Annotated in this window: 10 protein-coding genes; 4 read left to right on the forward strand and 6 right to left on the reverse strand. The window is 52.4% G+C overall.

The genetic code is table 11. From position 1 onward, the window contains the following. Window positions 1–171 precede the first annotated feature (171 nt). Entirely contained in the window at window positions 172–1,440 is a 1,269-nt protein-coding gene (locus tag NW852_RS04980) for a class I SAM-dependent methyltransferase (RefSeq protein WP_414365904.1), read from the forward strand. A 117-nt stretch (window positions 1,441–1,557) separates the two neighbouring features. On the opposite strand, the gene NW852_RS04985 is transcribed toward NW852_RS04980, so the two are convergent. Both NW852_RS04985 and NW852_RS04990 read right to left on the reverse strand, forming a co-directional pair. Further along, the gene (locus NW852_RS04985) at window positions 1,558–2,403 is read right to left on the reverse strand and encodes a hypothetical protein (RefSeq protein ID WP_414399025.1); all 846 of its coding nucleotides are present in this window, start codon (window positions 2,401–2,403) and stop codon (window positions 1,558–1,560) included. A gap of 18 nt (window positions 2,404–2,421) precedes the next feature. Beyond that, a complete protein-coding gene (locus tag NW852_RS04990) occupies window positions 2,422–3,003 on the reverse strand; it encodes a hypothetical protein (RefSeq protein WP_414365902.1) in 582 nt (193 codons plus the stop codon). A 400-nt stretch (window positions 3,004–3,403) separates the two neighbouring features. Here NW852_RS04990 and NW852_RS04995 point away from each other — a divergent pair, with 400 nt between their 5' ends. Further along, the gene (locus NW852_RS04995) at window positions 3,404–4,924 is read left to right on the forward strand and encodes an FkbM family methyltransferase (protein ID WP_414370994.1); all 1,521 of its coding nucleotides are present in this window, start codon (window positions 3,404–3,406) and stop codon (window positions 4,922–4,924) included. Continuing rightward, window positions 4,921–6,030 carry a hypothetical protein gene (locus NW852_RS05000; protein WP_414365900.1) on the forward strand — a complete coding sequence of 370 codons (1,110 nt, stop codon included), beginning with the start codon at window positions 4,921–4,923 and terminating at the stop codon, window positions 6,028–6,030. Before NW852_RS04995 ends, NW852_RS05000 begins: the two co-directional genes overlap by 4 nt. On the opposite strand, the gene NW852_RS05005 is transcribed toward NW852_RS05000, so the two are convergent. From NW852_RS05005 to NW852_RS05020, 4 genes are all read right to left on the reverse strand, one after another. Beyond that, window positions 6,027–6,866 carry an FkbM family methyltransferase gene (locus tag NW852_RS05005; protein WP_414365899.1) on the reverse strand — a complete coding sequence of 280 codons (840 nt, stop codon included), beginning with the start codon at window positions 6,864–6,866 and terminating at the stop codon, window positions 6,027–6,029. The two genes, NW852_RS05000 and NW852_RS05005, sit on opposite strands and share 4 nt — an antisense overlap. A 17-nt stretch (window positions 6,867–6,883) precedes the next feature. Then, window positions 6,884–7,399: a class I SAM-dependent methyltransferase gene (locus tag NW852_RS05010; protein ID WP_414336546.1), complete on the reverse strand. Its 516-nt coding sequence runs from the start codon at window positions 7,397–7,399 to the stop codon at window positions 6,884–6,886. A 15-nt stretch (window positions 7,400–7,414) separates the two neighbouring features. Then, window positions 7,415–10,363 carry a tetratricopeptide repeat protein gene (locus NW852_RS05015; protein WP_414370997.1) on the reverse strand — a complete coding sequence of 983 codons (2,949 nt, stop codon included), beginning with the start codon at window positions 10,361–10,363 and terminating at the stop codon, window positions 7,415–7,417. A gap of 145 nt (window positions 10,364–10,508) precedes the next feature. Beyond that, complete coding sequence (locus tag NW852_RS05020; RefSeq protein ID WP_414370999.1) at window positions 10,509–12,251, reverse strand: Ig-like domain-containing protein; 1,743 nt, start codon at window positions 12,249–12,251, stop codon at window positions 10,509–10,511. A gap of 467 nt (window positions 12,252–12,718) precedes the next feature. On the opposite strand from NW852_RS05020, the gene NW852_RS05025 reads away from it, so the two are divergent. Continuing rightward, window positions 12,719–13,018, forward strand: a complete 300-nt coding sequence (locus NW852_RS05025) for a ferredoxin (protein ID WP_414365895.1) — start codon at window positions 12,719–12,721, stop codon at window positions 13,016–13,018. The last annotated feature ends 266 nt before the right edge of the window (window positions 13,019–13,284 follow it).

Below are 13,284 nucleotides of genomic sequence, written 5' to 3' on the forward strand. Positions count from 1 at the left end.
CCCGCGTGGATCCCCGTACCCAGCTTCGCGTCAACCAATGGGCAGAAGTGGTCTTCGACATGGATCGCTTCCACCTCTTTGACCCGCAAACCGAGGAGCGGCTGGAATAAACAAGAGGCGCTGTCAAGCTAAAGATTGGCTACCATAGGCTCCAGAGAAAAAGGGATCTCTATGCCGGAGCAATCTGCCTCGAAGTTGGTGCAGGCGCAGTTCGACGAATTTCCCTATCCCAACGTTCCCATTGAGCAGACGGTTACAGATACCTTTGCCCTGTTTGCCAACAGCTACACCACCGCCTGCTACGTGCGGGAGCGCAAGGTGGTTAAACCTGAGGGCAAAGTAATGCTCAACGCCGGCTGCGGCTCCGGCTGGGAAACCCTGGTTCTGGCCACGGCCAACCCAGGCGCTGCCTTTGTCGGGGTGGATATCTCGCCGAAGTCGCTGGAGATGGCCCGGCAGCGCTTCGAGTTCCACCAGATCCCAGATGTGCGCTTCGAGGTGATGGATATCACCGATATGAAGGCGCTGGGGCAACAATTCGATTTCATCGCCTGCAACGACGTGCTCTACCTGCTAGAAGACCCGGTGGCCGGGCTCAAAGGCATGCGCCAGGTGCTTAAACCCGAGGGCATTATCCGCACCAACGTCCACAGCCTCTATCAGCGGCAGTTTATTTTCAACATGCAAGATGCCATGGAGCTGCTGGGGGTGATGGACGAGCCCGCTGCCAAAGCCGTCCCCATCCTCAGAGAGCTGATGGATGCCCTCCATGAAGGCAGCTTCGTCAAAAGCCACTGGCAGGGAGACGCCATCAAAACCACCAACGGGATTCTGGCCAACTTTCTGCTGCGCAGCGACAAGGGCTTTACGGTGCCCCAGGTGTTCGAGATGCTGCGCCAGGCCGGGCTGGAGTTCATTAGCATGGTGAACTGGCAGCAGTGGAAGCTGGAGCGAGTCCTCACCAAGCCGGTTCCCTACGCCCTGCGCCACCTTAAAAAGCTCAGCCAAGAGGAGCTGCTGCACTTTATCGAGCTGATTTTTCCCAACCTGACCCGGCTGATTGACTTTTGGTGCGGCCATCCCCGCCCCGCCCCAGCAGCTCCTTTTACCCCAGAAGAATGGCGGGATGGCTCTGTGCAAGCCCACCCCCTGTTGATCCGGCTCAATGCCAGGGTTGCCTTCGAGAATGCCATCCGCGACAACGGCCCGGTCAACATCAACGGCTGGCCGGGATCCGAAGGCAACATTGTCATCGATCCCTTCTCGGTACGCTGGCTGATTGATGTTTTTGGGGAAGAGCCTGTACCCGTGGAGGCGCTGGCGGCCAAGGCCCTAGATCTCATGGACTGGACCCCCGAAGAGGCCTTTAACCAAGTGGTGGCCAACCTCAAGTTCCTGGAAGAGCGGCTGGTGGTGCTGCTGCACTCGCCCCTGCGCTAAGTTCAGGGATCCCGCGTTAGCTCCCCTCCCACCCACGATGGAACACTACCCCCCTCTCCCTGAGGGAGAGGGGCCGGGGGTGGTCGCGTGAGCGGCGCGGAGCGCTTGGGCCATCCCTCAGGGAGAGGGGCTGGGGATCTGCAGCACCCGGATGCGCTCGGCCCGAATCGCCGCCGGGATCCGCCCTTCGGCGTCGGCATTGACGGCAAAACGCACCTTGCCCTCCATCTCCACCTCGTCCCCTGGGCGCAGCTCCAGCCAACTGGCGGGGCGGCCAAGGCGGATGACCTGGACATCTTCCGCAGGAACCACCGAGACCCAGGTGCCGGCGTAGCGCTGCAGGTTGGGGCTGACCTCGTCCAAATTGACCCCGATCCAGCCTTCCTCGCGGTTGAGGAGCCGCACCGTTCCTGTCAGTCGAAAAGGTTGTGCTTCTTCTGCTAGCTGGATCGGCTCGTAGAGAACTCTCGTGTTTAGAGGCTGCAGACGGGCCAGCTCCACCCGCCATCCCTGGGCCTGGCGGTAGAGAGTAACTTCCATCGCCGCCCGCAGACGCCCGTCCGGCAGCGGCTCATAGAAGCCCAACTGGGAGCGAAAAGGGCGAAACCGCGGATCCTCCCGATCCGGCTCGGTCAAGAATTGCTGCAGCTCCGCGGCGGTGAACTGGAAGTGCAAAGTAGGCACCACCGCCTCCGGCTTCAGGATTGCGTCCACCCGAAAGATGGCCGTGTTGCCCACCTCCTGGATAGGAGTGAGGGTGAACTCCTCTGCCGAGGGCCAGGAGCGATCCAGGGCGCCCGGCGGGATCCCCCTCAGCAGCCGCGGGGTGAGCAGCGCTTCTGCCGTGGCAAAATCCCGAGCGTTGGCCGCCTGCACAAAGGCTTGCAGCGTCTCCTTGGCCGTTTGCGTCTGCCCGCAGCCATTGAGCAAAACCAGGGCCAGCAAGAACCAAGCTTTCTTCAACACCTTTCCCCCGCCACTTCACTGCTGATTTTCGGCAGGTTGCTCAGTTTCTGCCGGAGAGGGCTCAGGGTTCTCCGGCTGGGATCCCTCTGCGGGCGGCTTATCCGGTTGCCACACCTCGATTCGCCAGCCGCCCTCCTGTCGGTAAAGGGTGAGCTTGAGGCGGGAAGTCACCGTGTCTCCCTCCAGGCGCAGGCCCACCAATTGCGGGGCCAACTGCTGATAGGTGGGATCGGCAAGATCCGGCTCGGTCAGGTACTTGCGCAAAGTCAAGGGATCCAGCCCCAGGCGCTGCGCCGCCTCTTCCAGAGAGGACTCGCCCTCCACCCACACGTAGGCCGTCTTGCCGCTCACCTCTTGGTTGCGCACCTGCACATTCTCTCCCGCTGCCCCCCAAATCGAAGGCAGGGATCCCGGCCTGAGGGCATTGCTGAAGCGCTCGGTCAGGTAGCCGTCGGCGGTGCCCCAATCCCCCTTTTCGGTGGCAGCGATAAAGGTGCTCACCACCTGGTCGGGGGTTTGCGCTGGTGTGGCCTGCGTACAGGCGATCGTGCTACCCAAGCTGAGAAGGAGAGTACAGGTGCTGATGTGACGTAGCATAGGAACAACCTTGTTAAGATGCGCTGTCTCGAGACAAACCTCGGCAGACGTTGGCTCGAAAGTTGAGAACAATAGCAGATGCAGATTGGGCCTGGAAGCTTAAGAGATGTAACAGGTAGATGGAGTCTGCCGTACTTGCGTCAGGCCTGCCTGAGGTAACTGTCCAATTCAAAATGACGATCTCCGAAAATCAGAACTATGATACCATTCCAGGAAGCAGTGACAACAAACGTACAGCTTTGATGCTATGGTTAACCGGCAGCCTCTCGTGACACTACCCTCCATGGCTGCTGCTTGTGTAGAGTTATGCACTGAGTCTACTGCTCAGCAGTATGCAAAAGGCTGCGTCAGCTAGGATAAATCGGTAGGTCATAATACAAGTTTAAGCTTAGGTAAGGAAATGGCAGTCCCATTGTCTGAATCAGGCTCAACCTGGAATGCTCGCGGGATCAGTCAAGCCCGTGTAGCAGAAACGGCTCCCACTGCAAAGGAAAGAAGAAACGCTTGGTCAGTATCACTCTACTACTGGAATCAAGGGATCAGTACTGAGCCAAATCATCTGCCCTGCTTATTGAATAGACTCCATGCACTTTGGGTTCTAGGTGTCTCATTTACTTTTTTAGAAGAAGCACTTAAACTCTTGAACCAGTTAGAGTTAAACCCAGAGAGATGGAAAGATATTCCCCCTCCAAACATAGAAGGTTATGAGTTGGCATGGAAAGTTGATTCCCCTGACTTTGAGCCACTTGATCCGGATCTACCATCTATAGATCAGTACCTGTATTACTTAGCTCGCTGGATAGCAGAAAGAATAGGGCTGCCTTACCAAACACAAGTAATTCCTTTTTGGCGCATTGCTGCCTCAATTCACCCCAAAGATCTAAGAGCTAAAGCAACCCTAGGCCTTGGTCTATCTAAAAACCTGCAGATCGAAGGTATAAGGCATCTGAGGCAAATTCAGGCTATGACGGCCACACAAACAGCCAAAAGATGGGCTCAAGCCTGTTATCAAACTTCTGTAAGCTTTCTTCAAAGAAAGATGGGTGAATCAAACTCGATAAATTTGAGAAGCAAAAGAGAATTTGTTGATATATGCTACGAGGGTTACACCATGAGGCTAGAAGATAGTTTAGACTCACTAGTTACTCATTGTTGTCTGGCCCAAGGAAGATGGTTTGAGTCAGAGATAGACTTTGTTAGGTCCTACCTGAAGCCGGGAATGATGTTTATAGATGTAGGGGCAAATGTAGGCTTATACACTCTTGTTGCTGCCCAGGCCGTAGGAACCAAAGGCAAAGTAATTGCGTTTGAGCCAACTCAATCTTGTGTGGAAATATTAAAACACAATGTCAGCGTTAATAGATTATCGCAAGTTACGATAAACCCATATGCAGTGGGTAGCGAGTCAGGGCAGACATATTTTCTAGAAACAGACGATAGTGTGTACAATAGAGTGGTAACTAACCTTTCGGGAGTAGCCCACCCTGTAAAGATCATCCGGCAAATTACGCTAGATGATTGGTGGCGCTCTTACAGAAAGCCTTTGGTCGATATGGTCAAGATAGATGTAGTTGTAGATCCCCTAGGTGTTATACAGGGAGGTCGAGAACTTATAAAAAGCTGTCTCCCACTCATTCAGCTAGAAGCAAAAGATGGTGGGGGATTTGTGTCGAGGGAAACATCCTCTTACCTGTCAGATCTGGGGTACACTTTTTTTGCATACAACTCCACCTTGAACGAATTATCGAGAGCTCGGGAACAAGCTCGCAGCCTCTCTGCGATAAACTTAATTGCAGTTCCCGAAGCGCGCTACGCTAGTCTTATAGAGGACGGCGTCCTCCAGAAAGACCTATCTCCATCTAAGAAGCTTGATTCAAGCCTGTTGTCTTTACTTAAAGATTTGCTCGAGGAAAGCCAATGATTGTTGTTGATGGTGTTGCTTTGCAGAGTAACTTAGAAACCCCACCGTCTATTATAACCTTTTGGCAAAATGTTGTAGGTGAATGGTTAAAGCTTGGCCACAGTCGAGACTTTGTGGTACTGGTGAGAGAAAGCCAACGTATTGCTCTTCCAGGCGATACAGTCATAGCGGTGATTCCTGACTATAGTTACGAAGACGCTGAATCCGATCATGTAGGTCTGCAGAGCGCCTGTGACCAGCTTAAGGCAACGCTCTTTATCTCAACTTTGTACACATATCCTCTTAGAACACCTAGTGTGGCAATGATTTATAGTGTGGATGAAAGCCAAGAGTTTCTGTCAAACTTGGCAGCTCAAGAGAAACATAACTCCATTTTGAATGCATCGGCATTTATATGTCCGTCTGAGTGGGTGGCATCAAACTTGATGGCAAAATATCCTGGTATTTCTAAAGAAGATATTGAAGTTATCTACCCAGGCTTGCATGGTGACCTAGGGCCATCTCCTCCTCTAAAGCTACGGAAGTTTCGAGAAGAGCGAGATCTGACTCGTCCCTACATCATTTACAGGGCGGGAGCAGGGGAACGAAGAAAGATAGCCTTCCGCGCTATCCTAGATAGCCTGAGCGAGATAGCTTCTGGGCAAGTTCCGGAAGTTGTTTACCTATCAGTTGATGGAAGTAGGACTGACTCACCTTTGGAATCTTTCGTGGACCTATCTAAACCAATTCGAGCTCGAATCCACAACCTCAAACTTTCGCCTGACGAGTTACCGCTACTCTATACAGGAGCTACGGGGTTACTTGAGGTTGAACCCGAGCTTGGAATGGGCAATTATGTTCTCGAGGCGATGCGATGTGGCTGTCCAGTTATCATTCTCAGAGAATCTCAAAGAAAAGTGGAACATGCCAATGCGCCTGAACCGTGGATTGAGATACCTCTGGAGCCACATGCCATATCGCAGGCAATCGATCAATTGAGAGATACAAAGTATAGAGGTTCTGTACTCTCGCAAGGGTTGATCTACACAAAAAATATGACGTGGGAAGAAGCGGCCAAGCGAATGTGGTCTTTCCTTGACCTGAAGGCGAAAAACATAACATCTTAAAGCTTCGAAAGGTAAATATCATAGAATGAGGTGCCCTCTATCTCGTCGTGAATTTTGAGCACATGAGAGCATAAGTCGTATGAGCGATAGGCCTCGTGAAGAATTACGGCAAGTGCTAGCCGCTTTCTGGAGGGAAGCTCTCCCACTCGCATAAAGTCTTTGGCATAGATAAAGTCAGTCCAGGAGGCTTGGGTGCGCAAAGAAGTCAGATTCTTGGGAAAGGACTTCATAACTGGGCAGGCAATCCCAGTAAGGCTATGGATAAGAAAGCCATGCTTCCTCAGAGCAATATCTATGTCGGAAAACAAGGGCTGGCCAATGTAGTGGGGGACAAACAGGACTTCAGTTTGAACCACTACAATGCTCTCGCTGAGGAGACGAGCGGCGCCGTGGATAATGCTAAGCTCACTTCCTTGAGTATCCATGACAAGCCAGTCTGCATCTGAAGCCTCTTCCAAGTCATCGAGGCGAACCGTCTTGACTTTTTCCTCTGAGACGACTTGGTAAAGCTCAGCTAGATCGTGGAACCTCTCCAGCAGTTGATAGTTTGGCTGGAACAGAGATGAGGTCATCCCGGTGTTGGTTAGATAAAGAGTCGATTCAGAGCCGTCGCCAACAGCCATAGGAAGGTATAAAACATTAGAGCTGCTAAAACTTTTCTCTTTTAACCGCTCGTATGCTTCTCGATTGGGCTCAAATGCAACTAAGTCTCCATAGCCCTTGTGAATCATTTCAGTATAGATCTCAGGAGTCCCAAGATCAGATGCTCCTGCAGCAATTACTTTAATGCGAGGCATTGAGGTTCCCAAGACAGAGGCTATAGATAACTCAGACATGACTTCCTTTCTTCACTTCACTCCTTGTGAGCAATTACATTTAGACTGATAAGCTCATTGCAGTAAACAATTGTGCTTGCGTCATTAAACATACCGAACTGATCTACTTGGACGATGAAGTCAAAGCCAACAGTTTTGAGTAAATGAGTTAAATTCTCAATGGTATATCCATATTTATGAAAGTCATACTGATCGACCTGGCCACCATAGAACATACTAATGATGTACACCAGTTGATCATAGGAAAGATCGTCCTTTAGAAGAACTCTAGATAGCGCTTTTAGGTTGGGCACAGAGATATATAATCTTCCTCCTTTCTTCAGTACCCGATACCACTCTGTCAAAGCTACCTTTGCCTCTCGATAATCAAAGTGCTCAAGAACATGTGAGGCGTATATCTGATCTACGCTTTCACTTCCAAATAAGCTGAGGTCAATTGCGTTTGCGACGTAGTCGACTTCAGGCGAGGGCAAAACGTCAAGTATTTTCCAGTCAGGATGTGGCTCTCTACCACCAATATGTAGATTAAACATGCTTACCCATTGCTCCTAGCTAACCATCTTAGTAAGTTTAGCCAAGTTTGGATGCTTGCGAAACTTAAATGGCAAATCTGTGAACCTAATTCTACCTTTCCTATCTTGGCAGTACTGTTCCCATATCTGGGTATATGCCTTCTCTAAAAAAGCTGTAAATCTCTTTCCGTCAAGAAGGGGAGACAAATAGAGACGCTCTCGCATAGTCCTTCTCATCCAGACCAGAAGCTCTGTATCTTCGGACAGCGTTGAGGCAATACGAACATAATCTTCCTCTGTCTGTGCAATTAGCTCTGGCAAGTCTACTGTTTTTAAGATTGACACACCAACTCTGGAGACATGTGCTGAGCCCTCCAGCGTTATTACCGGAACTCCCATCCATAATGTCTCACAGGTTGTCGTTGTTCCGTTGTAGGGGAACGGATCTAGGGCAATGTCCACCTCTCCATAGGCTGCGTAGTGCTCAGCAAAGCCCTGTCTACCATATTCAAGCTTGACTCGCTCTTCCGAAATGCCGTGGCTTCCAATTCTTTGCAGGAAGATCTTACAGGTGCTCTCATCTCTATACCGCTGATTCTTTAAGTGTAAAACTGAGTTGGGTACCGCCTTTAGTATCGTTGCCCACAACTTAATTACTCGGGGGGTAATTTTGGAAGGGTTGTTGCAGCACCCAAAGGTGATAAAGCCATTCTTAACCACAGGTGGATCCGTGACCTCATGTGCCTCCCGAGAAGGCTTATAGCAGAGAAAGCTATGGGGCATTCTTATCAGCTTCTCGGTATTCAAGCCATCAGTTACGTCATAGGGATCTGCGAAGCTGTCCGTTATTCTATAGTCCACGACGGTCATACCGGTGGTGTCAGGATAGCCGAGGTAGGTAACTTGTACAGGTGCAGGACGGAGAGCCATTACGTGTACTCTTGTACCGCCAGTGTGCCCGCTTAGATCCACCAGAATATCAATTTGATCTTCTCTGATTAGCGTTGCAACTTTCTCGTCGCTTAGTTTACTGATATCTCTCCATCCTGTCGCCCATGCAGAGAGCTGCTCAGTTACCATGTCAGGTTGATCAACATTTGAGTAGCAATAAATCTGGTAGTTTTCTTGATTGTGGTTATCATAGATTGAACTCATGAAAAAGTGTACCGAATGCAATCGAAAATCACCTGACAGGTAGCCGATCTTAAGTGGCCTTTGAGTGGTTCGCGAGTTTGTGTAGGGCTTCCAGTAACTTTGATATTGGCTTTGGTAGCGAATACCCCACCGTTGATGCTCCAAGAATGTTTCTAGAGGATCAAAGTTCTCTGAGTAATGCGAGACCATAAGGATATTTGACATCGCACCCGCAAAGTCAGGAGCGATCTCGAGAGCTTTCCTATAGCTAGCCAGTGCTTCACGTAATCTGCATTGCTCTAGATAAGCACCGCCTAGATTTTGGTAAGCCACGGCGAAGTTTGGCTTTCTTTCAATGGCCAGTAGATAATTATCTATGGCCTCCTGAGTTCGGGATAGCTTGGCCAGGGTCAAGCCTTTGTAGAAGTATGCATCAGCTAATTCAGGCTTGAGCCTTATGGCCTCCTGTAGATGTTCTAAAGCATCATCGTACTTTTTCTGCTCAAAGAGTCTAGCTCCGATGTTGCAGTAAACTTCTGCAAAGTCTGGGGAAAGCTCCGCAGCTCTATGAAAAGCAAACTCTGCTTCCTCTTTCTTCCCCAATAACTGGTAGGCAAGACCCAAGTTATTGTAGGCTCGGGCAGATGTTGGATCTAGGTTAATTGCTTGTTCAAGGCATCGAACTGCCTTTTCACCCATAGCAAGATCTAAGTAGTAGCATCCCAGGCTATGCCAATACTCTGATTCCCCTGGATTTAGCTCAATAGCAAGACGTATATGATGCTTGGCTAGGTGCAACCGCTTTTCTGTCCTGTAAAGAACACCCAGATTGTGGTGAGCTTCGGCGTACCCTGGATCCAAAGAAATGGCGACTTGAAAGCAATCTCTTGCAGCTTGAATAGCTTGGTATCGATCCTCAAGATTTTTTTTGCTTTCTAGATTTAGCTCCTGAACGGCTATCTCTGTTGCAGCTTGGGGTTGGATCTTTCGGCTCAGAGCTGCCCCTAGATTGTTATAAGCCTTTGCATAGTTCGGATTGATCTCTATAGCCTTCTTATAGTGCTCCATCTCTTTATCTTCTTGGCCGACCTCACCGTATACTCTACCCAGGTTCAAGTGAGTGACAGCAGAGGGCTCGATCATCAAAGCTTTCTGAAAAGCAGTGATTGAGTCTTCATAGTGTCCCAGTTCTACTAGCAATAAACCTAGTTTGTTTTGCAAGTCGGCACTAGTCGAAAATAGGGGCTCTATTTGCTTTGCGTGTCGAATGGCTTGATCCTTATCTCCAGATAGAGAAAAGGCATCAATTAACTGAAGATGAGCTTCAAGGTAGTCTGGCTGATCCTTTACTGCTTTCTTTAGGATGCCGATAGCACTATTTACCTGGCCTAACTTTAGCAGTACCTGTCCAAGAAAGTATGCTGCCTCAAACTGTTGCGGATCCAGCTCCAGAACCTTCAGAAAAGCTTTCTCTGCTTCATCCCAGCGCTCAAGCTGGATAAGGGCCAGACCTAAGTTAAAGTTTGCATTAAGGCTTTCTGGATCTATTTGGATGGCTTGTTGATAGCACTCTATTGCCCTTTCGGGTCGGTTTAGCTTCTCGTAAGCCACACCTAAGTTAGTGTAAAGCGATGCCGACCTTTGACCAAGGCTGACACACCTTTCCAGCCATTCCACAGATTTGACGTATTGTTCCTGCTGATAGGCCAGTATGCCCAAATACTGAATGGCATCAGGCTGGTTAGGCTCTAAGCTTAAGATCTCCAGGTAGCATTTCTCAGCTTGATCCAGCTCACCCGAGCGATGATGGCGAAATGCTCGCTCTAGGAGCTCTTGAATCTCGGTTCTCATATCTCCAAGCCTTGACTGCAACGATTCTATCAGATGAATTTGTAGATTTAGCGGCCTAGGAAAATGGGCAGGCTCTCAAGACCTGCCCACTTCCTGTATTTGGCCGCTCCTGGACTACAGAGGCAGCCTAGATTTAGAGGCGCCGCTAGCGCGGGATGGAGAAAGTGATATCCAGACGCGGACCACGAGCAGTGGTGATGGGCGAACCACCCGTGCCCGTAGCCGGCTCGCGGTCGAACTCGGCGCGGCAGACCCCGTTGGCTCCCTGGCTGATTTCGAAGCCAGCATTGGGAGCAGTGCGGGTGAAGGGCGTCACCGTAGTGGTGGCAGAGGCCGTGACCGAGCCGGTGACCGTCACCGTTTCGGAGCGGGTTTCAGAGCCAACGACCGTGCCTGTGGCCGCAAAGGTCACCGTTGCGCTGGCTTCCGAGGTAAAGCCAAGGCCCGCTGTAATAAGTCGAGAGGCAGTGAAGCTAGCAGTGCCAGTGACACTGAAGGTAAAGAGTTCAGTTTCAGTTCGAGTTTGAGTACCCTCTTGTACTGTTACTGTTCGTATTCCCAAACCCGCGCCAGAGACAGTGCCAGTGGCCGAGAAGGACTGTGTAAACGGCGTCGTCACCGCACCGGTGATGGTGTTGGATACCGTGGCACTCGCCGCACCCGTAACGACAAACGTCTGCGTCGCCGTCACGTTGAAACGCTGCGTCGCCGTCACAATCCCCGTCGTCGTCACCGACGTCGTTCCCGTAGTCACCAAAAAGACCGGAGCTGCCTGGTTGTTCCACACTTCCTTGGCGCACTGCAGCCGCACCTGGTAGAAGCGCGTGCCCGACACCGACCGCTGCACACCCGGCTGCACATCCGCCGTCCGCGGCCCCGCCGACACATCCCCACCCAACACGTTGCCGTTGATGCTCAACGCAATGAAGCTGGGCGTGGAAGCCGGCGCAAAAAAGTCGCTGGAAACCACGTTGTCGCGCGCACCCAGGTTGACTTCCTGGAACACCACGTTGTTGGCCGGCAGGTTGTGCGGCGTCGGATCCAGGAAGAAAAAGCCGCGCCCCCTATCGCCAAAGTTTCCAATCTCCGCCGAGTCGTTGGAGGGCAACTGCACCAGCGTCAACTGCGCAGATTGCACCGCGGCGTTGGACGGAATGCTGTCGGGAATCGGGAAGGAGAGCACCGCACGGTAGTCGGTGTAAACCCCCACCGGCAGGTTCTCCGCTACCCCACTGCGGCGAATGCCATACCCCACCGGCACCACGTTCGGGCTGGAGAATACCTGCCCGTTGGGCGTCACCGCCGCCAGTTGTGTCGGCAGCAAGCTAACCGGGCCGCCAGTAGCCGCCACGTTGCCGGTGGTGAAGGTGGCCACAAAGTCTTCGGCCAGGCTGCGGCCCGAAGCAAACAGATCCGGCACCGCCCGCGAAATGGTGACCCGATAGACAGAGTCGTTGCTCAGGGGTGTGCGGAAGGTGACGGTGACTTGGGTGCGGTCGGAGTTGAAGGCCAGATCCCGAGGCGGGACAGCTCCGGCTTGGGGCGCCACCGAGGTGATGCTCAGGGCTTGAGCCAAGGGAGCCTCGCGCACCGGCTCGCTGAAGCGAATGGTAATCGAGGTGGTGATGGCAACGTTGGTGGAGCCATCGGCGGGGCTGATGCTGATAACACGTCCCACCGGCGTAGGCGTGGGAGTAGGGGTGGGAGGTGCTGGCGGCGGAGCCGGGGGAGCCGGAGGAGCCGGCGGGGGCGGGGGCGGTACGGGCACCGACGTGCCGGAGCTATCTTCGCCGCAACCGGTGAGCAGCATGGGCAGCAGCACCACCGTCGATGCCAGAGACAGAGACCCCAGTGACTTGAGCAGCCACTTGTGCATTGTTCCGTTCATGTTTCTCCTCTTAACCAAAAAGTAGGGTTCGGCTGAACACTTCCCTCACATTACCCGATCGGCTCGCTCAGGGCAACCTAAGCCTTCTGAGAAATGGCCAATCGAGGGGAGACGCAGACACGCCAGTTTGGTGGCTAGCCTGTTTACTCTGCTAATCATACAGGCAGATGCGGCAGCTTTGGCAAGAGTTATCGACTTTTTCCGGGCCAATGGGGAGTGATCTGGGTCACAGACGATAGCATGAGCTTGCCTGTGGCTACTGCTTCGTACAACTCTGCTCCATAGGCTGGGTTGAGGCTTGGCCGAGGGAGGTGAGACGTGGCCGGAATCTTTGCCCAGCAAGGTTTTCTCGGATCCAACTCTAAAAAACCGGGAGATCTACCTATTTCTCTGAAAAATGGTGCTTGATCCGGGGCAGAAGGGTGGCAGGATGAGGAGTGGATGTTTTTTCTGGAGACCCAACCAGGATGGCTACCTACAAGGTCACTCTGATCAACGAAGAGCGAGGCTTGAACGTCACCATCGATGTGCCGGATGACGAGTACATTTTGGATGTGGCGGAGGAGCAAGGGATCGAGCTGCCCTATTCCTGCCGCGCCGGGGCCTGTTCGACCTGTGCCGGCAAGCTGGTGAGCGGCACGGTGGATCAAAGCGATCAATCCTTCCTGGATGACGATCAGATTGCGCAGGGCTATGTGTTGACCTGCGTGGCCTACCCCACTTCTGACTGCACCATCATCACCCATCAAGAAGAGGCGCTGTACTGAGGCCCTCACCCCCGATCCCTCACCCGCGGCCCCTCTCCCTGGGGGACGACCCTCACCCCTGGCCCCTCTCCCTGGGGGACGCCCTCACCCCCGGCCCCTCTCCCTGGGGGAGAGGGGTTTTTTGTTTTGGGTGCTCCTTTCCGGCAGCCTCAAGCGCTCCGCGCCGCCGCAGGCGACTACTCCCGACTCCTCTCCCAGCCCTCACCCCCGGCCCCTCTCCCTCAGGGAGAGGGGAGTAGGGTTTTCTTATCCTCTGTTGAGCTTTT

It is taken from the genome of Synechococcus sp. H60.1 (assembly GCF_047462335.1).
GTDB lineage: Bacteria > Cyanobacteriota > Cyanobacteriia > Thermostichales > Thermostichaceae > Thermostichus.